Genomic DNA, 23,443 nt, shown 5'->3' with positions numbered 1-23,443 from the left:
TTGATGCGCGTGAGTTGTCGATCGGTCACCGTCTTTCTGTCCGATGCTTTCGCGTACCTTTCGTGGGCCTTCGATTTAAACGGCGCGCCTGTCACAGAACGGTCGTTCGATACCCGGCAAATCCGGCAAGGATCTTTTGCATTTAGCGGACATTTCGCGGCGATGGCCTCTGCGATACTCCGACCGTGCCTGTGGTGCCGGCCGCCCCTCGCGGCCCCAAGGGCTTCATGTCGCTCAGGAGACACCCCCCGCGACGTCAACGACAGACCCCACGCGTCAGAAACCAGCCATGTCTTCATCACGCATCCTCGCTCCCGCCCTGCGTTCGCTCGTCCGCACCGCCGACGAAGCCGCCGCGCTGATCCGTCCCGGCATGACCGTCGCCATGAGCGGCTTCACGGGCTCCGGCTATCCGAAGGCCGTCCCGGCCGCGCTTGCCGCCCACATCGACGCGGCGCACACGCGCGGCGAGGACTTCCGGATCAACGTACTGACGGGCGCATCGACCGCGCCGGAACTCGACGGCGCGCTCGCCCGCACCAACGGCATCTCGATGCGCCTGCCGTACCAGTCCGACCCGACGTTGCGCGACAAGATCAACGGTGGCGAAGTCGACTACCAGGACGTCCACCTGAGCCACGTCGCGCAGTACGCCTGGTTCGGGCTGTACGGCGATCTCGATGTCGCGATCGTCGAAGTCGCGGGCATCCCCGAGGACGGGTTGCTGATTCCGTCCGCGTCGATCGGCAACAACAAGACCTGGCTCGAACGCGCGAAGCATGTGATCCTCGAAGTCAACTCGCGCCAGCCGCTCGGTCTCGACGGGATGCACGACGTCTATTACGGCACCGCGCTGCCGCCGCACCGCAAGCCGATCCCGCTGACGAAGAGCGACGACCGGATCGGCGAGCCGTACCTGCGCTGCCCGGCCGACAAGATCGTCGCGATCGTCGAGACCGACGCGCCGGATCGCAGCAATGCGTTCTCCGCGCCGGACGCGACGTCCAGGCAGATCGCGCTGCAACTGATCGACTTCCTGCGCCATGAAGTGAAGCGCGGCCGCCTGCCGGAGAACCTGCTGCCGCTGCAGTCGGGTGTCGGCAACATCACGAACGCGGTGCTCGCGGAGCTCAGCTCGGCCGGCTTCTCGAACCTGACCGCGTACACCGAAGTGATCCAGGACGGCATGCTCGACCTGCTGCAGGACGGCACGCTGAGCTTCGCGTCGGCCACCGCGCTGTCGCTGAGCCCGGCCGCCGTGCAGCGCTTCGCCGACGAAATCGCGACGTTCCGCGAGAAGATCGTGCTGCGCCCGCAGGAGATCAGCAACCATCCGGAGCTCGTGCGCCGGCTCGGCTGCATCGCGATGAACGGGATGATCGAGGCCGACATCTACGGCAACGTGAACTCGACGCACGTGATGGGCACGAAGATCCAGAACGGCATCGGCGGCTCGGGCGACTTCGCGCGCAACGGCTACCTGTCGTGCTTCATGTCGGCGAGCACCGCGAAGGGCGGTGCGATCTCGCGGATCGTGCCGATGGCGAGCCACGTCGACCACACCGAGCACGACGTCGCGGTGGTCGTCACCGAGCAGGGCCTCGCGGACTTGCGCGGCCTGTCGCCGAAGCAGCGCGCACGCAAGGTCATCGCGACCTGCGCGCATCCCGACTACCGGCCGATGCTCGAGGATTACTTCGAGCGCGCGTCGCGCGAAAGCTTCGGCAAGCACACGCCGCACCTGCTCGCCGAGGCGCTGTCGTGGCACGAGCGCTACGTGCGCACGGGCACGATGAAGGCCTGACGCGGGGCGAAGCGGGCGCGCGCCGTGCGTGCGCCCGTCAATCCATCGCCGCGTGCGCGATCTCCACGCTCGCCGCTTTCTGCGGTGGGCGGATCAGCAGCAACAGCGGAATCATCAGCAGCGTCGCGACGAACATCAGCTTGAAGTCGTTCAGGTACGCGATCATCGACGCCTGCTGGTTGATCGTGCGGTCGAGCAGCGCGATGTCGAGGCGGCTGCCGGCCATCGCCTGCACGGCCGGGTTGAACGGCGTGATGTGGGTCGCGAGATCGGCATGCGCGACCTGCGTGTTGCGCGTCATCAGCGTCTGCACGATCGAGATGCCGATACTGCTGCCGATGTTGCGCATCAGGCTGTAGGTGGCCGTGCCGTCCGCACGCAGCTCGGGCGGCAGCGTCGAGAACGACAGCGCGCTCAGCGGCACGAATACGAGCCCCAGCCCGAAGCCCTGCACCACGCCGGGCCACACGATGTCCGCTTCGGACAGCACGACCGTGTACTGCATCATCTGCCATAGCGCGAGCGCGGAGATCGACAGCCCCGCGAGCAGCAGCAACCGCGCATCCACGTATTTCAGCAGCCTGCCGACGAACAGCATCGCGATCATCGTGCCGGCACCGCTCGGCGCGGTGACGAGGCCCGTCGTCGCGACCGGATAGCCCATCAGGTTCTGCAGCATCGGCGGCAGCAGCGCGCGGGTCGCGTACAGCACCGCGCCGACCACGAAGATGAACAGCGTGCCCGTCGCGAAGTTGGGGTCGCGCAACAGTTCCGACTTGAAGAACGACGCCTTGCCGACGGTCGCCGTATGCACGAGGAAGAACGCGAAGCTGAGTGCCGCGACGATCGCCTCGATGCGGATCTCGTACGAGCCGAACCAGTCGAGCTGTTCGCCGCGGTCGAGCATCGCCTGGAACGCACCGATCGCGAGCGCCAGCGTCGCGAAGCCGAATGCGTCGAATTTCACGTGCGGGCGCGGCGCGCGTGCGGGCAGGAAGGTCATCACGCCGGCGAGCGCGAACGCGCCGATCGGCACGTTGATGAAGAACACCCAGCGCCAGTTGTAGCTGTCGGTGAGCCAGCCGCCGAGCGTCGGGCCGAGGATCGGGCCGACCATCACGCCCATTCCCCAGATCGCCATCGCCTGGCCTTGTTTCTCGCGCGGATTGATGTCGAGCAGGATCGACTGCGACAGCGGCACCAGCGCGGCGCCGAACACGCCCTGCAGCAGGCGCGCGCCGACGATCTGCACGAGCGTCTCGGACAGCCCGCACAGCGCCGACGCGACCGTGAAGCCCGCGATCGACACGATCAGCAGCCGTTTCACGCTGAGCCGGTCGGACAGCCAGCCGGTGAGCGGGGTCGCGATCGCCGCGGCGACGATATACGAGGTCAGCACCCACGTGATCTCGTCCTGCGACGCGGACAGCGTGCCCTGCATGTGCGGCAGCGCGACGTTCGCGATCGTGCTGTCGAGGGTCTGGATCAGCGTGGCGAGCATGATCGACAAGGTCAGCATCGGCCGGTTCAGGGCGGGCGAGGCGGGGGCGTCGGCGGCGGGGTTCAAGCGGGGTGTCTCCGTGGGGCGGTCGCCGTGGGCGGCGATCCGGTATGGCTCGAATTATAAGCACGCTTATTATATATCCGCTTATCGCCGAGGCATGGCCGGCTTGACCCCTATAATCGCCGCATGGACAAGACTTACGAGAACCGGATCGGCTATCTGATCGCCGACGTCGCCCGCCTGAACGGACGCCTGTTCGACCGGCGCGCGAAGCGCATCGGGCTGACCCGGGCGCAAAGCCGCGTGCTCGCGTACCTGACGTGGAAGGGCGAGATGAATCAGGCGCGGCTCGCCGAATGGCTCGAGATCGCGCCGATTTCGCTCACGCGGTTGCTCGACCGGATGGAAAGCTACGGCTGGATCGAGCGCGTCGCGAACGACGACGACCGCCGCGCATTCACGATCCGGCTGACCGACAAGTCGCGCGAGATCTTTCCGCAGATGCTCGAAGTGGGTGACACCGTCGCCGACGACGGGCTGCGCGGCTTCACGCCCGACGAGCGCGACACGCTGGTGCGGCTGCTCGGGCGCGTGCGCCACAACCTGATCGATTGCGGCGGGGAGTGAGGTAGGCCGCCATTCGGGCGGGCCGGATGAACGACCTGAAAACACCGGGTGGCAGCGCGCGAGCCCGCCGCGTTTGCGCCCATGCCGGCACGCGGCGTGGTCATTGCCGTTGCGCTGGTGCCGATGTCCGGCGTGGCCTTTGTCCGGCTGGCACGGGACGCGACGCCCGTCAGGCTCGACACAGCGCTTGCGTGGGTGTCGATGTCCGCTCGGTTGAGCCGACGCCAGTTGTCAAGGCCTTGGGGCGTCCATGTGCTCAACGGGCCAGCGCCGCGAGCGTGTACGCCGCAAGATAGAGCCCCACTCCGTACGACAGATGCGCGACGACGCTGCGCCGGCGCGCGACGCCCGGCTGTGGTGTGCGCGACGCCGCGATGCCGAGACCGAACGCCGGCTGCATCACGAAGAACGGGGCGACGACGCTCGCGAGCCCGGCGACGAGGGCCGGCAGCGGCGTCGGTGCGTCGATCCACCCTTGGCCGGCGATCAGGAGAGGCAGTGCAGCGAACGCGATGCCGATCGCGTAATGGGCGACCCAGCCGAGCGCGCGTTCGCCGGGAACGGGTGCCGAGGCGACGATCGACGCATGCCCGAACCGGCCGTGCATCATGTGACCGATCCAGCGGCCGACCAGTGCATAGTCGAGCGACGGAATGCCGAATGCACGCCGCCGGAATAGCGTCCACAGATCCATCACGAGCGTGGCGCCCGTGCCGATCAGCAGCAGGTCGAGCAGGAGGGCGGGCAGGCTCATCGCGTCCCTCCGCAGAGAAGGGAACAGGCTGCGTCGCGCAGCGGAATACAGCGTGGTCTCAACGGTTTCATGGCAGTCGGGGCTTGTCTTCATGGAGTCGAACGACTATCTTGCAACTTCAAGTTCACTTGAGGTCAAGCATGAGCCGGCTGGACATTGCAGAGGTGGCGCGACGCTCGGGATTGCCCGCGTCGACGCTGCGCTATTACGAGGAAAAAGGGCTGATCGTGCCGATCGGCCGCCACGGGCTGCGGCGGCAATACGACGAGTCGGTGCTGGAGCGCCTGGCGCTGATCGCACTGGGCCGCGAGGCCGGTTTTTCGCTCGACGACATCCTCGCGATGGTCGGCACGGACGGCCTGCCTGCGATCGATCGCGCGAAGCTCGACGGCAAGGCCGACGAACTCGATCGCACGATCCGCCGTCTCGGCGCCGTGCGCGATGCGTTGCGGCATGCGGCCGTGTGCCCGGCATCGAACCATCTCGAATGCCCGTCGTTCCAGAAGCTGCTGCGGATCGCCGCGCATCGCCATCCGGCGCGCCGTACGAAGACGGACGGCGCGTAGGCGGCGAGCGGGCTTCGGCGGGTTGGCGTGGCGGCAGGGTGGCGCGCCAAGCCATGCCTTACCGGGCATCTAAAACAGGAACAACAGGGGGGGCCGCGTGTGGATTTGGGTTGTGTTTTGTGTACTTCCGGCTGTGTATGCGGCATCGAAGGTTGGCCCGCATTACGGGTCTCTCGCCAGTTGGGCGACATTGGTCGGCGTGCTGGCGACGCAGACTGCGCTGCTGATGTGGGTGGTGGACCGGGTGACGCGGCGGCTTGGGCTGGCTGGGCAGGCTGACGCGACCGCGCCGTCCGATAGTCTGGATGACGAACCGGTTGACGGGCCCGATGACACGCCTGATGTGCCGCTTCGATACGGAGCGCATGCCCGATTCAAGCAACTGGTTCTGACGGCCGACGTTGAGCGGTCCGAGGTCACGCGCCGCTTCTACGACAAGGCGAAGCAGGCGATCGAAGCGTACGTGGATGTCGAGACGGGGCGCGACGGTTCGGGCGCGGCGATGGTGTCTGCGGACGACCTCGCCGCGGCAGACGGCTTGCCTGCCGCGCCGCCGGACGAAACACTGACAGTCTTCGTGTCGAACGACGGCGCGTGGTCGGGGTTTCGCGTCGGCGACGACAGCTTCCGGTTTCGTCATGGCGCAATCACGAGATTGCGACTCACGCACGTGATGCCGGTTCGCTGGAGCGGCGACTACATGGTGACGTTCTGGTTCGACGTGCCGAAGCGGGAGCACAGGACCGATTACGACGCGTATTCGACCGGGTTCGATCTCGGGGTGAACCGTGCCAGCCGTCATTCGCGCTCGCTCAACCAGGCCTTTCGCCAGATCGCGTCGGTGCTCGACGTCCCGTTCGACATCGACGAAACCGGCGACGACTGACTCAGCCCGCGTAGTACACGCGGCATTCCTGCTCGCGCCCGCGCACGATGCGCTTGCCGACGAGCGAGCCGTACGTTTCGGTGAAGACGGTGCGCTGGTGTTCGCGCTGCAGGGCGTCGTAGAAGTAGAGCGACACCCAGTCCGTCGGGCGGGACGCCTCCGGCGTGCGCATCGCGGCATGCAGGCACAGCGCGGTGAAATGCCAGCCGCCCTTGGTCATGTGCATCACGGGCCGCGGCACGCCGTCGTCCGCATTCGGGCGCCGATGCGCGGTGACGCGTTGCACGAAGCCCGGTGTCGGCAACACGCCGGCGGCGGCCTTGTTGCGGTACAGGCGGTCGATGTAGAGCAGCAGTTCGACGGGCGGCTCGGTGCCGGGGCCGGCGTCCTGCACGTGGCCCTGCCAGCGCCGGCGGCGGCTCAGCACGTCGTCGAGCGCGGCGCGGATGCCGGCCGCGCGCCGCGGGCCGACGCCCGAGATCGTTTCGAGCTGGCCGTTGCGGGCCGCGCGTTCGAGTTCCTCGAGCGTATCGATGTGCAGCAGGTCGTGAATGCGCAGCGCGAGCGCGTGGCCGATGCCCGGCACCGCTTCGAACGCGGAGGTGCGCTCGGCGTCGCCGCACAGCCGGTCGAGCAGGCGCCAGCGCCCCGTCACCAGCAGCTCGGCGATCGCCTGGGCGACGCCCGTGCCGACCTCGGGCAGCATCCCGAGCGCATCGACGCCACCGGATTCGAACAGGGTGCGGATGTCGAGGTCGAGCGCGTCGACCGTTTCGGCCGACGCGCGGTACGCGGCGACCCGGTACGGATTCGCGCCCTGGTCAGCCAGCCGCTGCGCCGCCTCGCGCAGGCAGGCCGCGATATGGCGGTTTTCCTCAAACGTTTGGCTGACGGTCGTCTGCATGGCGAGGGACCCGGGGAAGCACAAACGGAATGGACACGGCGAACGATGCGCCGGTCGGCTTTTCATCATTGTCGCGACACGCGATGAAGAAAACTTGACGTACGTCAATGGCAAACGTAGCACAGGTTCGATGCGCACGGTCGTGCCGGAAAGCGGCACGACCGTGCGTCGCGTGATGCCGTCACGCGTCGAGGAACGACTGCGCGTTCTCGGCCTCGGCGGCCGTGCGCAACGCGGCGAGTGCCCGCTTCTCGATCTGCCGCACGCGTTCGCGCGACATGCCGGCGTCCTGCGCGATCGCGTCGTAGGTGTCCGGCTCGGCGCCGCCGAGCCCGAACCGCCGGCGCAGCACGTCGGCCTCGGCCGGCGTGACCGACCGGAGCAGCGACCTCACGCATTCGCGCATCCGCGTGTCGGCCAGTTGCTCGAACGGGCTGGCCGACGCCTGGTCCTCGATCAGCTCGACGAGGCCGGTATCCGCGTCGGGCAGCGGCGCGTCGAGCGACACGGGCTCGGCAGGCAGCGCGAGCACCGCGCGCAGCTTGTCCTCGTCGAGGCCGGTTTCGGCCGCGAGGTCGGCCGGCGTCGCCCGGCGGCCCGTGCGCTGCCGAAAACGCAGCGCATGCCGCCGCACCCGCTGGTACTGGTCGCCGACGTGCACGGGCACGCGGATCGTGCGGGCGCGATCCGCGACCGCGCGCGCGATCGCCTGGCGGATCCACCAGGTCGCATAGGTCGAGAACTTGAACCCGCGCCGGTATTCGAATTTCTCGATCGCGCGCATCAGGCCGAGACTGCCGTCCTGCACGAGATCGGGCAGGTCGACGCCGCGGTTCATGTACTTGCGCGCGATCGACAGCACGAGCCGCAGGTTCGCCTCGAGCATCGCGCGCGTGGCGTCGCGCACTTTCTGCTGGCCGTCTGCCAGCGCGGCGGCGAGTGCCCGCCGTGCGACCGTGTCGAAGCAGGCGGCTTCGCCCGCGGCGGCGTGTTGCGGCGCGGATGCGAGCGTGCGCACGACGCCGCTCGCGTCGTCGACGGCCGGTGCGACCCACGCGATCGAGCCGAGCAGGGCGGCGACGTGGTTGCGGGCGTCACGGTATTCGTCCGAGCGGTAGCCGTGCGCGTGCAACGCGCCGCGCAAGGCCGTGACGGCCGCCTGCAGCGCGTCGTAGCTGGCCGGCGCAGGCGTGTCGCCGGCGTCGTCGTCGGACGACCCGGCTGCGCCGGTCGAAGCCGTCGCGCGATGACGCGCGAGCAGCGCGTCCACCGCCGCCGGATAGCCGGCGAGCGCGTGCAGGATCTGGTGGCGGCCCGTCTCGATCTCGCGCGCCAGCACGATTTCGCCTTCGCGCGTGAGCAGCGGCACTGCCTGCATGCGGCGCATGTAGAGGGCAAGCGGATCGGTGGACGCGCTCGTGCCGCGTGCGAGGTCGCCGAGCATCGCGCGGCCTTCGTCGAGCGCATCGCGATCGACGTCGACAGGCGCCGAGCCGGCGAACGGCGCAGGCGCGGCCGTCTCGTCGAGCACGGCGATGCCGATGTCGGCGAGCGCGGCGCGCACGACGTCGAGCGCGTCGGGGCTGTCGCTTTCGGGCGGCAGCGCGTCGACGAGGTCGGCGTGGGTCAGATAACCCTGTTCGCCGGCGAGCGCCAGCAACTGGATGATCGGATCGAGCGGCGTGTCCGCCCGGGGAGTGGGGCGTGGCGTAGTCATGTCGATGGCGGCGTGAGCCGCGTTCCTGTCTGGGCGGGCCGAAGTCCGCTGGTTTCGGGCTGCCGGTTGCTCGCGAACCCCGTCCGCGCCGGCCAGCCTGACATCGTTCAAGTTGAGGGCATTTGCGCGAACTTCAACGCGAGCGTGGCAGTCGGGCCAGCACGCGGCATGCCCGCGCCCTGTCCAGTGCAGGAAACAAAAAGTAACCGATCATACCGAGCGGAAATCTGCAGGGGACGTAAGCTAGAGTCAGGCGCGCGCCTGGCGGCGATGCGCGGATTCTGCCGGAGTAACCGATGACCCCGATTCCTGCCGCGAGGTATGCGGTATTCGCATTGACGACGCTGACCCTCGGCGGCTGTTATTACACGAGTCCGTATGGCTATGCGCCGTACTACACGCCGGCGCCGGCCACGCTGACGCAGCGCGAGATCCCCGTCACGCCGGCTGCACCGGCCACCACTTCGCCGGGCCCGGGAGCGGCGGTGGTCGATCCGGCTCCCGTCTACGTCGCGCCGGCCTATCCGCCGCCGTATCCCTATCCCTATCCGTATCCGTACTATGCCCCCGCGTATTACCCGGGCTGGTACGGCTGGGGCGCGCCGGCGATCTCGGTCGGTTTCTGGGGCGGATGGGGCGGCGGCTGGCGTGGACGCGGCGGGTACTGGCATCGTCCGTGGGGCGGCGGCCACTGGGGTGGCGGCTGGGGCGGGCATCGGCATTGACCGGCGCGCGGCGGCACCGCGCGGGAGAGCATCATGAGGAACACGATTGTCCGAAGTCTGTGCGTCGTCCTGCTCGGCCTCGCGGCCGTGCCGGGTATGACACAGGCACAGAGCACCGGCTACACGAATGCGCCGGCCGAACTGTTCGCCGGGCCCGCGCCCGACTATCCGGTCGTCGCGCAGATCCCGCCGGGCACCGCGCTGGACGTGTTCGGCTGCCTGAGCGACTACACGTGGTGCGACGTCGCGCTGCCGGGCGCGCGCGGTTGGATCGACGCGCAACTGATCGACTATCCGTACCAGGGCGGTTACGCGCCGCTGGTCGAATACGGTGCGATCATCGGCGTGCCGATCACGGGGTTCGCGATCGGTGCGTACTGGGATCGCTACTACCGTCACCGGCCGTGGTTCCATGACCGCGATCGGTGGGAACACCGCGCGGAACCGCGGCTCGGCCCCGGCGGCGTGCCGCCGGGACAGGGGCGCCTGCAACCGGGTGGCCCGCCGCAGGCCGCACCGGGCGGCCCGCCCCCCGTGCATGACGCGCGGCCGTCCGCTGCACGCGGCGGCTGGAACGGCGCGATTCGCACGCCACCGCAGCCGGCTGCGCCCGCGCCTGCGCCGATGCCGGGTGCAGCCGGCAATCCGCGTCCGGCAGCGCCGCCGCAGGCCGTCATGCATCCGCCACCGGCTGCCGTCATGCGTCCGCCGCCCGCGCCGGGCGGTGAGGGCCGCTCGATGCCGGTACCGGTGCATCCGGGCGGTGGTGGGGGTGGTGGCGGTGGATACGGTGGCGCGCGACCGCAAGGCGGCGGGAACGGCGGCGGAAGCCACGGCGGTGGTGGTGGCGGAGGTGGCGGCGGCGGTCCGGAAGAATTCCGTCACTGACGATGCCCGGCGCTTTCCACTGGCGCCGGACGAAAAAAAAGCCGCTCCGGAGAGCGGCTTCTGGATCGGGCGAGCGGGCGGTCGTATGGTCCGCAGCCCGACCGGCTAGGTGTTACAAGCAGCCGGCCTTTTGGGTTGTTACCCCGATCAGTCGTCGAGCAGCGACAGGTCGCGCACCGCACCCTTGTCGGCGGACATGACCAGCTTCGCGTAGGCCTTCAGCGCAGCGGACACCTTGCGCGGACGCGGCTGCGCCGGCTTCCAGCCCTTGGCGTTCTGCTCTTCGCGGCGGCGCGCCAGTTCCTCGTCCGACACCAGCACGTTGATCGTGCGGTTCGGGATGTCGATGCGGATCTTGTCGCCGTCGCGCACGAGGCCGATCGCGCCGCCCGCTGCCGCTTCCGGCGAGCAGTGGCCGATCGACAGGCCCGACGTGCCGCCCGAGAAGCGGCCGTCCGTCAGCAGCGCGCATGCCTTGCCGAGGCCCTTCGACTTGATGTAGCTGGTCGGGTAGAGCATTTCCTGCATGCCGGGGCCGCCCTTCGGGCCTTCGTAGCGCACGATCACCACGTCGCCGGCCTTGACCTTGTCGTTCAGGATGTTGTCGACGGCCTCATCTTGCGATTCGGTCACATGTGCGGTGCCTTCGAACACGAGGATGCTCTCGTCGACGCCGGCCGTCTTCACCACGCAGCCGTCGAGCGCGATGTTGCCCGTCAGCACGGCGAGGCCGCCTTCCTTCGAGAACGCATGCTCGTACGAGCGGATGCAGCCTTCGGCGCGATCGAGGTCGAGGCTCGGCCAGCGCGTGTTCTGGCTGAACGCGACCTGCGTCGGGATGCCGGCCGGGCCGGCCTGGTAGAACGTGCGGACCGCGTCGTCCTGCGTGCGGACGATGTCCCACTGGTCGAGCGCGTCCTTCAGCGTCGGCGTGTGCACGGTCGGCACGTCGGTGTGCAGCTTGCCGGCGCGGTCGAGCTCGCCGAGGATCGCCATGATGCCGCCTGCGCGGTGCACGTCCTCGATGTGGTACTTGTTCGTATTCGGCGCGACCTTGCACAGCTGCGGCACGACGCGCGACAGGCGGTCGATGTCCTTCATCGTGAAGTCGATGCCGGCTTCCTGCGCGATCGCCAGCAGGTGCAGGATCGTGTTGGTCGAACCGCCCATCGCGATGTCGAGCGTCATCGCGTTCTCGAACGCCTTGAAGCCCACCGAGCGCGGCAGCACGCGTTCGTCGTCCTGCTCGTAGTGCTGGCGGGTGAGTTCGACGATGCGACGGCCGGCGCGCTTGAACAGTTGCTCGCGGTCGGCGTGGGTGGCCACCACCGTGCCGTTGCCGGGCAGCGACAGGCCGAGCGCTTCGGTCAGGCAGTTCATCGAGTTCGCGGTGAACATGCCCGAGCACGAACCGCAGGTCGGGCAGGCCGAGCGCTCGACTTCGGCGACTTCGGCGTCGGAATACGACGGGTCGACCGCGATCACCATCGCGTCGACGAGGTCGAGCTTCTTCACCTCGATGGCCTTGGTGACCGGGTTCGCGAGGCGCGTCTTGCCCGCTTCCATCGGGCCGCCCGACACGAAGATCACCGGGATGTTGAGGCGCATCGCGGCCATCAGCATCCCCGGCGTGATCTTGTCGCAGTTCGAGATGCAGACCATCGCGTCCGCGCAGTGCGCGTTCACCATGTATTCGACCGAGTCGGCGATGATGTCGCGGCTCGGCAGCGAATACAGCATGCCGTCGTGGCCCATCGCGATGCCGTCGTCGACCGCGATCGTGTTGAATTCCTTCGCGACGCCGCCGGCAGCCTCGATCTCGCGCGCGACCAGTTGGCCGAGATCCTTCAGGTGCACGTGCCCCGGCACGAACTGCGTGAACGAGTTGACGACCGCGATGATCGGCTTCGAGAAATCGTCGTCTTTCATGCCGGTGGCGCGCCAGAGCGAGCGCGCCCCTGCCATGTTGCGGCCAGCGGTGGAGGTTTTGGAACGGTAAGTGGGCATGGTCGTTGCTGAAGAAATATCGCGGGAAAAGGGTGGAGGCACGGGAATAAAGGCCTCTCTCGCGCCCGTGCGAACAACCTCTTGAGCTGCGCCCTGGGCAAACTTCGTGATTATCCCACAGCCGCCGGGCGGGCGGCGCCGGCGGGTAAGGCCGACCGGTGCAGGTGGCGCGCGGCGGGCAGCGCGTGGGCGTACAAGCCGAAAGAACCGAACAAAGCGAACAAAGCGCGACGCGAAGACGGAATGGCAGGAACACGCGAAGCCGGCAGCCGGCCATCGCCAGCGCAGCCCGGCCGCGGCTTCATCGCCCGTCTTGCCGACGACGAAGCCGCGCCGCTCGATCGCGCGTCAGTCGAGCAGCGTCAGGATCTCGTCGTACAGCGCCTTCGGAATCCGCACGCCGTTCGCGAGGCTGCGCGCACGGGCGTCGAAGCGGCGTTGCGACGGCAGCCGCGCACCCTGCGCGACGATCGATTCGAACATCCGTTCGCCGCGCGCGAGCCCCGTGTCGAGATCGTCGCCGAGGAACACCTTCGGGTCGAACGCGATCACGAGCTCGCCATGGCACGGCGTCGCGCCGACGCCTTCGTCGAAGTCCATCGATTCCCGGCTCGTCATGTCGCCGATCAGCGCGCCGCCGAGCAGTTCGACCATCGCCGCGAGCGCCGACCCCTTGTGGCCGCCGAACGTACGCATCGCACCCTGCAGCGCCGCTTTCGGGTCGGTGGTCGGCCGGCCGTCGGCGTCGATCGCCCATTCCGGCGGGATCGCCTTGCCTTGCTTCGCATGCAGCTCGATGTCGCCGCGCGCGATCGCGCTCGTCGCGAAATCGAACACGAACGGCACGCCGCCCGGGCGCGGCCATGCAAACGCGATCGGGTTCGTGCCGAACACCGGCTCCTTGCCGCCTTCCGGTGCAACCCAGCTATGGCTCGGGTTCATCGCGATGCCGACCAGCCCCTCGGCCGCGATGGCCTCGACCTCGGGCCACAGCGCGGAGAAGTGGTAGCAGTGGTTGATCGTCATCGCGGCGATGCCGTGCTGCTTCGCCATCTCGACGAGCACCGGCAGCCCGGTCTCGAAGCTCAGCAGCGAGAAGCCGCGATGGGCGTCGACCGAGACGATCGACGACGACAGCCGGCGCAGCGTCGGCACGGCTTGCGGATCGACCTTGCCCTTCTTCAGCGAACGCACGCAAACGAGCAGCCGGTACACGCCATGCGAATGGCATTCATCGCGCTGGCCTTGCGTGATCACGTTGGCGATGGCACGCGCATGCGCGTCGGACATCCCGTGGTGCGTCAGCACGCGCAGCGCGAGCGCGTGGACTTCATCGAGCGACAGGACGATTTCGTCGGTGGATGCGGTCATCTCACGCCTCCCGCGGCGCGGGCACGCCGTCGATGCGTTGCGGCACGTTCAGCGGATTGCCGTTGCGGATCGCGTCCGGCAGCAGCGCGTCAGGCAGGTCCTGATACGACACCGGACGCAGGAAGCGCTCGATCGCGCGGGCGCCGACGGACGTCGTCCGCGTATCGGACGTGGCCGGGAACGGGCCGCCGTGCACCATCGCATGGCCGACCTCCACACCCGTGCCGAAGCCGTTGACGAGAATGCGGCCGGCCTTGCGCTCGAGCAGCGGGCGCAGCGCGGCGAACAGCGGCGCGTCGCCGTCGGCGAGATGCGCGGCGATCGTCAACTGGCCTTCGAGCGACTTCAGCACGCGATGCAGCGTGTCGGCGTCCGGGCAACGCACGATCAGCGAAGCGGGACCGAACACCTCGTCGCGCAATTCGGGATGCGCGACGAACGCGTCGGCCGAGGTCGCGAGCAGCGCCGCGCGGGCCTGCAGGCGGTTGCCTTCGGCGCCTTGTGCGAGCAGCTCGACGGCCGCGTGATCGCGCAGCGCCGCGACGCCCTGTTCGTAGCTGGCGTGGATGGGCGGCGTCAGCATCGTCTGAGCGGGCGCGGCACGCACCGCGGCGGCGGCCGATTCCTCGAATGCGCGCAGCGCGGGCCCGTCGACGGCGAGCACGAGGCCCGGGTTCGTGCAGAACTGTCCGGCGCCGAGCGTGAGCGACGCGACGAACTGCGGCGCGATCGCATCGTGGCGCGCGTCGAGCGCGGCGGGAAACAGCAGCACGGGATTGATCGAGCTCATTTCCGCATAGACGGGAATCGGCTCGGGGCGCGCGGCCGCGATGTGCATCAGCGCGACGCCGCCGCGGCGCGAGCCGGTGAAGCCGACGGCCTTGATGCGCGGATCGGCGACGAGCGCCTGACCGATCTCGCGCGACGCGTCGAACAGCAGCGAGAACACGCCGGCCGGCATCCCGCATTCACGCGCGGCTTGCTGGATTGCGCGGCCGACGAGTTCCGAGGTACCCGGATGTGCCGAATGCGCCTTGACGATCACCGGGCAGCCGGCCGCGAGCGCCGAGGCGGTATCGCCGCCGGCGACCGAGAACGCGAGCGGGAAGTTCGACGCACCGAACACGGCCACGGGCCCGACCGCGACGTTGCGCAGACGCAGGTCGACGCGCGGCAGCGGCTTGCGCTCGGGGCGCGCCGGATCGATCCGCGCGTCGAGAAAGCCGCCGTCGCGCACGAGCGACGCGAACAGCGCGAGCTGGCCGACCGTGCGGCCGCGCTCGCCTTCGATGCGCGCGCGCGGCAGGCCCGTTTCGATGACGCAGCGCTCGATCAGGTCGTCGCCGAGCGCCATGATGTGGCGGCCGATCGCGTCGAGAAACGCGGCGCGGGCGTCGAGCGACGTTTCGCGATAGGTGTCGAAGGCGTCGTCGGCGAGCGCGCAGGCCGTCTCCAGGTCGTGCAGGCTCGCGCCGCCGAAGGCGGGTTCGAGCCGTTCGCCGGTGGCGGCGGCGATCGCGTGGAGGGTGCCGTTCTGTCCGGCGACGGCGGACGGGCCGATCAGGAGCTGACCTGTGAGTTGCATGGTTTTCCTCGGAAAAAACAGGAGCCGGGCGTGGAGCGCCCGGCCGAAGGGATCATGGAAAAGGTCGCGGATGCGTCAGTCCTCGTCGTCGTCGAGTTGCAGCTTCTCCGAGCGTACGCCGGTATTCGCACCCCAGTAGTAGATGACGAGCGCGACGGCCGCGACGACGACCGTGTCGTAAGGATGCGCAAGCTGGCCCGTGCCGCCGAAGCCGCCGAGATACGACAGCACGATCATCGCGGCATAGAACGCGATCAGCCACGCGGACGAGCGCACCTGCTCGGCGAGGCTCAGGTGCGCGGTCGGCACCCAGCGGCGGCACGCGAGATAGATCACGAACATCACGATCTGCAGGCCGAGCAGCCAGGACACCGTGCTCCAGCCCGACCAGTAGACGATCAGCGCGGCGATCACGAACGACGCGGGGCCGGTGATGCCGAACGCGCTGGCGCGGAACGGCCGGGGCAGGTCGGGTGCGGTGCGGCGCAGCGCGGCGACCGACACCGGTGCGACCGCATAGCTCAGCACCAGCGCGGCCGACACGATGTTGATCAGCGCTTCCCACGACGGGAACGGCAGCGTCCAGAAGATCGCGAGGCCGAACGTGAGCCACAGGCCCGCGCGCGGGATGCCCGACGCTTCGTCGACGCGCGTGAACACCTTGAAGAACGTGCCCGTCTTCGCCCAGCCGTAGACCACGCGCGGCGTCGCGTTCATGTAGATGTTGCCGCAGCCGCTCGGCGAGATCATCGCGTCGGCGACGACCATCACCGCGAGCCAGCCGACGCCGAGCGCCAGCGCGATGTCGCGGTACGGCAGCGAGAACGCCTTGCTCACGTCGTGCCAGCCGGCGGCGAGCATCTGCGTAGGGATGCTGCCGATGAACGCGAGCTGCAGCAGCACGTAGATCAGCGTCGACAGCAGGATCGACAGGATCAGCGCGATCGGGATCGTGCGTTGCGGATTGCGCACCTCGCTCGCGACCGACACGATCGGCGTGAGCCCGAGGTACGCGAAGATGATGCCGCCCGCGGACACCGCCATCTCGATGCCCGGCATGCCGAACGGCGCGAAGCCCTGGATCGTCAGGTTCGCGGGTTTGAAGAACGTGAACAGCACCGCGATCACGGCCAGCGGCACGATGAACTTGAAGATGCTGATGATGTTGTTCGCCTTCGCGAACGTCTTCACGCTCGAATAGTTCAGGTAAAAGAAGAAGCCCAGCAGCGCGGCCTGCACGAGCCAGCCGAGGGTGGTCGGGTCGCTCGATCCTGCGGCGGTCAGGCCCGGAAACCACGCGGCCGCATACTGGCGCGCGGCGACGACTTCGATCGCGATCAGGCTCGAAAAGGCGATCAGCGTGATGAAGCCCATCAGGTAGCCGAGCAGCGGGCCGTGCGAGAACACCGGGTAGCGGACGACGCCGCCCGCGCGCGGCAGCGCGGCGCCGAGTTCGCAGTAGACGATGCCGAGCAGCAGCACCGCGAAGCCGCCGAGCAGCCACGAGAAGATGCCGGCCGGGCCGGCGATCGTCGACACGTGACTCGCGGCGAACAGCCACCCCGAACCGAAAATGGCGCCGAGACCGATGAACGTGAGATCGGTCAGCGACAGCTGTTTCTTGAACTTGCCGTGACCCGCGTCGGGGTGCGCGGAACGGGAAAGCGGGACAGACGGGTGAGCGTTGCCTTGGCCTGGCATGGGCGTGTCTCCTGGAGGAATATCGGCACAGGCTCGAGGTGCGCCGCGCTCCGACGGAGCAGCGGCGCGAGCCTGCCGGCCGGCGTCGCCCGGTTCGAACGACCGGGGCGGGCTGCGGGGCGTTCACGCGCGGCGCGCTCGGGCGCCGGTATGAACGGGCCCGCAGGCCATGCCGGACCGTAGACGGCGGCGTGCAGGGGGAAAGCCCGCGCGCCGCAGGGGGAGTCGATCAGAGACCGACGTCGGGCAGCGCCGGGCGCGTTTCGAGCGCCTTCGCGACGATGGCCTTCACTTCCGCGAGCGTGTCGCCCTGCAGCGCGAGGCGCGGCGGCCGCGTGATCGCGCTTCCGCGGCCGACCAGCTCTTCGCACAGCTTGATGCACTGCACGAGGTCGGGGCGTGCGTCGAGGTGCAGCAGCGGCATGAACCAGCGATACAGCGCGAGCGCTTCGTCGAAGCGCTTCTGCTTCGCGAGGCGGAACAGCGTCTCGCCTTCCTTCGGGAACGCGTTCGACATGCCCGACACCCAGCCTTCGGCGCCGACGGCAATGCTCTCGACCACGACGTCGTCGAGGCCCGCGAACAGCACGAAGCGATCGCCGACCGCGTTGCGCAGGTCGATGAAGCGGCGCGTATCGCCCGACGAATCCTTGAAGCAGACGATGTTCTCGCAATCCTGCAGCGCGATCAGCACGTCGGGCGTCACGTCGTTCTTGTAGATCGGCGGGTTGTTGTAGACCATCACCGGCAGGTCGGTGCTGGTCGCGACCGCGCGGAAGTGCGCGGCGGTTTCGTGCGGCTTCGCCGAGTAGACCAGCGCGGGCATCACCATCACGCCGTCGACACCGACGCGCTGCGCCTCACGCACCGTGTTGCGCGCGAATTCGGTCGTGAATTCGGCGATGCCGGCGATCACCGGAATCTTGCCGCCGGCCGCGTCGCGTGCGGCCTCGATCACCTGGAGCTTCTCGCTCGTCGACAGCGACGTGTTCTCGCCGACCGTGCCGCAGACCACGAGGCCCGATACGCCGTCGTTCACCAGGTTCTTCACCACGCGGTGCGTGGCATCGATGTCGAGGGAAAAGTCCGGCTTGAACTGGGTGCTGACGGCCGGGAAAACCCCGGTCCACTGAATGGCGTTTCGGCTCACTTCAATCTCCTACGTGTTTGTATCGGTCGGCCGACAGGTGTCGGTGTGGCAACCAGTATCGCCGCGCAAATGCCCATCACGCTTGAGTCGTATCGCGGAGCAAAATGACGAAATCGGCACAGCGGCCGGGCCGCGCGGGAAGGGCGCTTCGCGCTATGCCGATTTCGTCGTCGTCCTCATCGAAAAGCCACAAGCGGGCGGACGCGCGACGGAGGAAGCTGTGCTCCTTTCCCCACTTCGGACGGCTCATGATGAAGCGCATCCAGATCATCGATTCGCACACGGGCGGCGAACCCACTCGGCTCGTCGTGTCCGGTTTCCCCGCGCTCGGCAGCGGCACCATGGCCGAGCGCCGCGACGTGCTCGCGCGCGAACACGACCGTTACCGCACCGCCTGCATTCTCGAACCGCGCGGCAGCGACGTGCTGGTCGGCGCGCTGCTGTGCGAACCCGTGTCGCCCGAGGCGGCGGCCGGCGTGATCTTCTTCAACAATAGCGGCTATCTCGGGATGTGCGGGCACGGCACGATCGGCGTCGTGCGCACGCTGCACCATATGGGGCGCATCGCGCCCGGCGTGCACCGGATCGAGACGCCCGTCGGCACCGTCGAGGCGACGCTGCACGACGACCTGTCGGTCAGCGTGCGCAACGTGCCCGCGTATCGCCATGCGAAGGGCGTCGCGCTCGACGTGCCGGGTTACGGCCCCGTGAAGGGCGACATCGCGTGGGGCGGCAACTGGTTCTTCCTGATCAGCGACCATGGGCAGCGCGTGGCCGGCGACAACGTCGCGGCGCTCACCGCGTATGCGTCGGCCGTGCGCGAAGGGCTCGAACGCGCGGGCATCACCGGCGCGAACGGCGGCGAGATCGACCATATCGAGCTGTTCGCCGACGATCCCGAACACGACAGCCGCAGCTTCGTGCTGTGCCCGGGCCTCGCGTACGACCGTTCCCCGTGCGGCACCGGCACGAGCGCGAAGCTCGCGTGCCTCGCGGCCGACGGCAAGCTCGAACCGGGCGCCGTATGGCGGCAGGCGAGCGTGATCGGCAGCGTGTTCCAGGCGAGCTACGAGCCGGCCGACGGCGGCATCGTGCCGACGATTCGCGGCAGCGCGCACCTGAGCGCGGAAGCGACGCTGCTGATCGAGGAAGACGATCCATTCGGCTGGGGTATTGCGCCGTGAGCGACACGAAGACGGATGTCGTCGTGATCGGCGCCGGCATCGTCGGCGCGGCGTGTGCGCACGAACTCGCGCAGCGCGGGCTGCGCGTGCTCGTCGTCGACGACGCGAGCGGCGGGGCAACCGGCGCGGGCATGGGGCACCTCGTCGCGATGGACGACAACGCGGCCGAACTTGCGCTCAGCCATTACTCGATCGAACTGTGGCGCGCGCTGAGCGGCGAGATGCCCGAAGGGTGCGCGTACCGCAACTGCGGCACGTTGTGGCTCGCTGCCGATGCGCACGAAATGGATCTGGCGCGCGCGAAGCAGTCGACGCTGGCCGCGCATGGCGTGGCGGGCGAACTGATCGACGCGGCGACGCTCGCGCGACTGGAGCCAATGCTGCGCGCGGGCCTCGGCGGTGCGCTGAAGATTCCCGGCGACGCGATCCTCTATGCGCCCGTCACCGCGAACTGGCTGCTGCAGCGCGCGCCGCGCATCACGCTCCGGCGCGACCGGGCCGTGGCAGTCGATGGCCCGAGCGTGACGCTCGCGAGCGGCGACACGCTGCGCGCGGAACGGGTGGTCGTCGCGAACGGCGTGGCCGCGCGCACGCTGCTGCCCGAGTTGCCGCTGCGCCCGAAAAAGGGCCATCTGCTGATCACCGACCGCTATCCGGGCCAGGTGTCGCATCAGCTCGTCGAGCTGGGTTACGCCGCGAGCGCGCATGCGAGCGACGGCACGTCGGTCGCGTTCAACGTGCAGCCGCGGCCGACCGGCCAGTTGCTGATCGGGTCGTCGCGCCAGTTCGACACCGAGGACGCGCAAGTCGACCCGCCCGTGCTCGCGCGCATGCTGCGCCGCGCGGTGGGTTACCTGCCGGACCTCGCCGACCTGAACGGGATCCGCGCATGGACGGGGTTCCGTTCCGCGAGCCCCGACGGGCTGCCGCTGCTCGGCGAGCATCCGGCGCGGCCGGGCGTGTGGCTCGCGGTCGGGCACGAAGGGCTCGGCGTGACGACCGCACCGGGCAGCGCGCGGCTGGTCGCTGCGCTGATGGCCGGCGAACGGCCGCCCATCGATATCGAACCGTATTTGCCGGGACGCTTCCTGAGCGCGTCCCTCGTCGCCGGAGCGCTGACATGAAACGACCCCCACGCTCACTTTGCTCGCTGTCGAACGGTGTTGGCGCTTCAGCGCTTGCGCCAGTCCCATGCGCGACGCTTCCCGCGGGGGCGGTTAACCCCGTTCGGGCGGCTCGACGGAGGCTGAGATGAAACGACCCTCACGCTCTCTTCGTTCGCTGTCGACCGGTGTTGGCGCTTCAGCGCTGACTCCGGTCCCATGCACGGCGCCCCCCGTGGGGGTGGTCAGCCTCCTTGGGGCGGCCCGGCGGAGGCTGACATGATCATTCATCTGGACGGCCGCGCGCTGACGGTGGCCGACGGCTCGACCGTCGCGGCCGCCGTCGCGGCGAGCGGCGACGACACGACGCGCGTGTCGTGCACGGGCGCGGCGCGTGCGCCGTTTTGCGGAATGGGCATCTGCCAGGAGTGCAGGATGACGATCGATGGCCGTCGCCGGCTGGCTTGCCAGACACTGTGTCGCGACGGGATGCAGGTGGAGCGCACGCGATGAAACAGGAACGACTGAGCGTCGACGTCGCGATCGTCGGTGCGGGGCCGGCCGGGCTGTCGGCCGCGCGGGCCGCCGCGCGCAGCGGTGCGACGGTTGCGATCGTCGACGACAATCCGCGCGCAGGCGGGCAGATCTGGCGGCAAGGCGCGGCGACGACGCCGACGCCGACGCCGGCCGCCGCCGCGCGGCTCGCCGTGTTGCGGCAGCCGAACGTCACGCATCTCGCGGCGACGCGCATCGTCGCTGAGACGCAGCCGGGCACGCTGCTGCTCGAAGACGACGAGCGCGCGCTGTTGCTCGACTTCCGCACGCTGATTCTGTGTTGCGGCGCACGCGAGTTGCTGTTGCCGTTTCCGGGCTGGACGCTGCCGGGCGTCACCGGTGCGGGCGGTTTGCAGGCGTTGATCAAGTACGGCCTCGACGTGCGCGGGCAGCGCACGGTGATCGCGGGCAGCGGGCCACTGCTGCTGGCGAGCGCGGCGACGGCCCGTCAGGCCGGCGCGCGCGTGTCGCACGTGCTCGAACAGGCCACGTGGGGCGACGTGGCCGGGTTCGGGGCGGGGCTGTGGCGCTGGCCGTCGAAGCTCGCGCAGGCCGCGAAGCTCGTCACCGGCGCCTATCGACCCGATGCGCATGTCGTCGAGGCGTTCGGCGCCAAGCGGCTCGAACGCGTGCGAATTCGTCAGGGCGATCGCGAGTTCGACGTCGACTGCGACCGGCTCGCGTGCGGCTTCGGGCTTGTGCCGAATACCGTGCTGCCGAGTCATCTCGGCTGCCGGATCGATAACGGCGCGGTGGCGGTCGATGTGCACCAGCGCACGAGCCGCGATGGTGTTTTTGCGGCGGGCGAGTGCACGGGCGTCGGCGGCAGCGAACTGGCGATGGTCGAAGGCGAAATCGCCGGTTTGGCGGCGACCGGGCAGACGGCGCAATTGGCTGCGCTGGTTACGCAGCGGGCGCACTGGCAGGCGTTTGCCGATGCCGTACGCGAGCGCTTCGCAATCCGCGAGCCGATCCGCCGGCTCGCGCGGGCCGACACGTTGCTGTGCCGTTGCGAGGACGTGCGTTTCGATGCCGTCGCGCAAGCGCCGGGCTGGACGGCCGCGAAACTGCAATCCCGTTGCGGGATGGGCGCGTGTCAGGGCCGTGTGTGCGGCGCCGCCGCGCAGGCGCTGTTCGGCTGGACGCCGCCGGTGCCGCGCACGCCGCTCGTGCCCGCGCGGGTCGGCACGCTGATGCTGGACGGTACGGCATCCTGCGACGGCGCGTGACGCGTCGCGGCCCCACGGCCCCACGGCCCCACGGCCCCACGGTCCCACGGTCCCACGGTCCCACGGTCCCACGGTCCCACGGTCCCACGGCCCGGTTGACACCGGGCCGTGCCATTCATTCCACCTTCACTTTCTCCCATCCGCCGACCTGCGGTGCCGCACAGGCGCGCAGGCACTCGATCGTCGCGGCCACGGCCGCGCGATTCGCGCTGTCGGGGTGCCAGTACATCGACACCGCGCCCTGGCCCTCGAGCTGCATCGGCAGGATCCGGATCGCGTTCAATTGCGCGAAGCGCTGCGCAGCGCGATGCGACGCCACGCCGAGCAGGTCGGTGTTGTTCAGCAGCGTGAGGTTGAGGATCGACGAATTCGATTCGACACAGTGCGGCGGCCGTACGCGGCCGGCGGCCGACAGCGCGGCCTCCAGCGCGTTGTGCACGGGCGTGCCCGACGGCCACACGATCCACGAATAGGCGAGCACGTCGTCCCAGCCGACCGACGTCGCACCGGCGAGCGCGTGGTCGGGCCGCGCGACGAACACGACCGGATCGACATACAGCGCTTCGGTAAGCAGCAGCGGATCGACGGAGGTCGACCCCGAGCGGCCCACGACGATGTCCAGTTCGCTGCGTGCAAGCTGCGGCATCAGCTGGTTCATCGTGCTCTCGGTCATCCGCACCTGCGCGCGCGGCATCCGTTTCAGCAGCTGCGACACCGCGAGCGGCACGGTATCGGCCGCCGCGACGCCGGACGTGCCGATCGTCACGAGGCCGCTGCCGCCTTCCCGTAGCGCGGCCATGTCGTCGCGCGCGATGTCGAGCTGCGCTTCGACACGGCGCGCATGCTCGATCAGCGCTTCGCCGTACGGCGTCGGCCGCAGGCCGCGCGCATGCCGCTCGAACAGCGGCAGCCCGACGTCTTCTTCCAGTTCCTTCAGCCATTTCGACAGCGCGGGCTGCGTGGTGGCGAGCGCGACCGCCGACTGGCTCAGATTGCCGGTGCCGGCAAGACTCAACAGTACCTGCAGATGCCGCAGTCGCAGCCGGTGGGTCCAGTCCATCGCATGCCTCGTCGCGAGTAGGTATATCCGGAAATATATGGATCAGATGATTTGACCATTTTACCGGGTATGTCTGGGTCGAATATAAATCAGCTAACGGACTGCAGCACCGTCCCGCCCCGA

The 23,443-nt window shown here is 69.0% G+C and carries 20 protein-coding genes; 10 read left to right on the top strand and 10 right to left on the bottom strand.

The annotated features are described in order from the left end of the window. Positions 1 to 289: 289 nt before the first annotated feature. Positions 290 to 1,804 (top strand): acetyl-CoA hydrolase/transferase family protein, encoded by a 1,515-nt coding sequence (locus tag CFB47_RS26510; RefSeq protein WP_089462798.1) that lies wholly within the window; start codon positions 290 to 292, stop codon positions 1,802 to 1,804. A 37-nt stretch (positions 1,805 to 1,841) separates the two neighbouring features. Here the strand turns inward: CFB47_RS26510 and CFB47_RS26505 are convergent, their stop codons facing one another. Then, positions 1,842 to 3,371 carry a DHA2 family efflux MFS transporter permease subunit gene (locus tag CFB47_RS26505; RefSeq protein ID WP_089462797.1) on the bottom strand — a complete coding sequence of 510 codons (1,530 nt, stop codon included), beginning with the start codon at positions 3,369 to 3,371 and terminating at the stop codon, positions 1,842 to 1,844. A 123-nt stretch (positions 3,372 to 3,494) separates the two neighbouring features. Here CFB47_RS26505 and CFB47_RS26500 point away from each other — a divergent pair, with 123 nt between their 5' ends. After that, positions 3,495 to 3,935 carry a MarR family winged helix-turn-helix transcriptional regulator gene (locus CFB47_RS26500; RefSeq protein ID WP_089458005.1) on the top strand — a complete coding sequence of 147 codons (441 nt, stop codon included), beginning with the start codon at positions 3,495 to 3,497 and terminating at the stop codon, positions 3,933 to 3,935. Positions 3,936 to 4,191: 256 nt separating this feature from the next. On the opposite strand, the gene CFB47_RS26495 is transcribed toward CFB47_RS26500, so the two are convergent. After that, the gene (locus CFB47_RS26495; protein WP_089458006.1) at positions 4,192 to 4,689 is read right to left on the bottom strand and encodes a DUF2938 domain-containing protein; all 498 of its coding nucleotides are present in this window, start codon (positions 4,687 to 4,689) and stop codon (positions 4,192 to 4,194) included. Positions 4,690 to 4,829: 140 nt separating this feature from the next. Between CFB47_RS26495 and CFB47_RS26490 the strand changes: the two genes are divergently transcribed. Continuing rightward, complete coding sequence (locus tag CFB47_RS26490) at positions 4,830 to 5,255, top strand: helix-turn-helix domain-containing protein (protein ID WP_089442706.1); 426 nt, start codon at positions 4,830 to 4,832, stop codon at positions 5,253 to 5,255. Between the two features lie 199 nt (positions 5,256 to 5,454). Then, complete coding sequence (locus CFB47_RS26485; RefSeq protein WP_143330868.1) at positions 5,455 to 6,141, top strand: hypothetical protein; 687 nt, start codon at positions 5,455 to 5,457, stop codon at positions 6,139 to 6,141. 1 nt (position 6,142) lies between these two features. Here CFB47_RS26485 and CFB47_RS26480 read toward each other — a convergent pair whose 3' ends face one another. Both CFB47_RS26480 and CFB47_RS26475 read right to left on the bottom strand, forming a co-directional pair. Beyond that, positions 6,143 to 7,045 carry a helix-hairpin-helix domain-containing protein gene (locus CFB47_RS26480; protein ID WP_089462795.1) on the bottom strand — a complete coding sequence of 301 codons (903 nt, stop codon included), beginning with the start codon at positions 7,043 to 7,045 and terminating at the stop codon, positions 6,143 to 6,145. A 181-nt stretch (positions 7,046 to 7,226) separates the two neighbouring features. Continuing rightward, entirely contained in the window at positions 7,227 to 8,762 is a 1,536-nt protein-coding gene (locus CFB47_RS26475; protein WP_089462794.1) for a sigma-70 family RNA polymerase sigma factor, read from the bottom strand. Positions 8,763 to 9,058: 296 nt separating this feature from the next. On the opposite strand from CFB47_RS26475, the gene CFB47_RS26470 reads away from it, so the two are divergent. Next, entirely contained in the window at positions 9,059 to 9,487 is a 429-nt protein-coding gene (locus CFB47_RS26470) for a hypothetical protein (protein WP_089462793.1), read from the top strand. 33 nt (positions 9,488 to 9,520) lie between these two features. Continuing rightward, the gene (locus tag CFB47_RS40710) at positions 9,521 to 10,375 is read left to right on the top strand and encodes an SH3 domain-containing protein (RefSeq protein WP_143330867.1); all 855 of its coding nucleotides are present in this window, start codon (positions 9,521 to 9,523) and stop codon (positions 10,373 to 10,375) included. 147 nt (positions 10,376 to 10,522) lie between these two features. On the opposite strand, the gene ilvD is transcribed toward CFB47_RS40710, so the two are convergent. The 5 genes from ilvD to CFB47_RS26440 all read right to left on the bottom strand — a co-directional run bounded on the left by ilvD (position 10,523) and on the right by CFB47_RS26440 (position 18,189). Next, complete coding sequence (gene ilvD, locus CFB47_RS26460; protein ID WP_089442700.1) at positions 10,523 to 12,382, bottom strand: dihydroxy-acid dehydratase; 1,860 nt, start codon at positions 12,380 to 12,382, stop codon at positions 10,523 to 10,525. A 348-nt stretch (positions 12,383 to 12,730) separates the two neighbouring features. After that, entirely contained in the window at positions 12,731 to 13,753 is a 1,023-nt protein-coding gene (locus CFB47_RS26455; RefSeq protein ID WP_089442699.1) for an Ldh family oxidoreductase, read from the bottom strand. A gap of 1 nt (position 13,754) precedes the next feature. Continuing rightward, positions 13,755 to 15,338 carry an aldehyde dehydrogenase (NADP(+)) gene (locus CFB47_RS26450; RefSeq protein WP_089462792.1) on the bottom strand — a complete coding sequence of 528 codons (1,584 nt, stop codon included), beginning with the start codon at positions 15,336 to 15,338 and terminating at the stop codon, positions 13,755 to 13,757. Between the two features lie 75 nt (positions 15,339 to 15,413). Further along, positions 15,414 to 17,039 carry an APC family permease gene (locus tag CFB47_RS26445; protein WP_089442697.1) on the bottom strand — a complete coding sequence of 542 codons (1,626 nt, stop codon included), beginning with the start codon at positions 17,037 to 17,039 and terminating at the stop codon, positions 15,414 to 15,416. A 229-nt stretch (positions 17,040 to 17,268) separates the two neighbouring features. After that, positions 17,269 to 18,189: a dihydrodipicolinate synthase family protein gene (locus CFB47_RS26440; RefSeq protein ID WP_006484863.1), complete on the bottom strand. Its 921-nt coding sequence runs from the start codon at positions 18,187 to 18,189 to the stop codon at positions 17,269 to 17,271. Positions 18,190 to 18,440: 251 nt separating this feature from the next. Here CFB47_RS26440 and CFB47_RS26435 point away from each other — a divergent pair, with 251 nt between their 5' ends. The 4 genes from CFB47_RS26435 to CFB47_RS26420 all read left to right on the top strand — a co-directional run bounded on the left by CFB47_RS26435 (position 18,441) and on the right by CFB47_RS26420 (position 22,260). Continuing rightward, the gene (locus tag CFB47_RS26435; RefSeq protein WP_089458965.1) at positions 18,441 to 19,373 is read left to right on the top strand and encodes a 4-hydroxyproline epimerase; all 933 of its coding nucleotides are present in this window, start codon (positions 18,441 to 18,443) and stop codon (positions 19,371 to 19,373) included. Beyond that, positions 19,370 to 20,497 carry an FAD-binding oxidoreductase gene (locus tag CFB47_RS26430; RefSeq protein WP_089462791.1) on the top strand — a complete coding sequence of 376 codons (1,128 nt, stop codon included), beginning with the start codon at positions 19,370 to 19,372 and terminating at the stop codon, positions 20,495 to 20,497. The genes CFB47_RS26435 and CFB47_RS26430 overlap by 4 nt, the downstream gene beginning before the upstream one ends. 258 nt (positions 20,498 to 20,755) lie before the next feature. Further along, on the top strand, positions 20,756 to 20,989 hold the full coding sequence (locus CFB47_RS26425; RefSeq protein ID WP_089462790.1) for a 2Fe-2S iron-sulfur cluster-binding protein: 234 nt from the start codon (positions 20,756 to 20,758) through the stop codon (positions 20,987 to 20,989). Then, a complete protein-coding gene (locus CFB47_RS26420) occupies positions 20,986 to 22,260 on the top strand; it encodes an FAD/NAD(P)-binding oxidoreductase (RefSeq protein WP_089462789.1) in 1,275 nt (424 codons plus the stop codon). Before CFB47_RS26425 ends, CFB47_RS26420 begins: the two co-directional genes overlap by 4 nt. 115 nt (positions 22,261 to 22,375) lie before the next feature. Here the strand turns inward: CFB47_RS26420 and CFB47_RS26415 are convergent, their stop codons facing one another. After that, entirely contained in the window at positions 22,376 to 23,320 is a 945-nt protein-coding gene (locus tag CFB47_RS26415; RefSeq protein WP_089462788.1) for a LysR family transcriptional regulator, read from the bottom strand. Between the last annotated feature and the right edge of the window lie 123 nt (positions 23,321 to 23,443).

The sequence above is a fragment of the Burkholderia sp. AU27893 genome, assembly GCF_002223205.1.
Taxonomy (GTDB): domain Bacteria; phylum Pseudomonadota; class Gammaproteobacteria; order Burkholderiales; family Burkholderiaceae; genus Burkholderia.
This window is presented reverse-complemented; position numbering and strand designations above follow the sequence as displayed.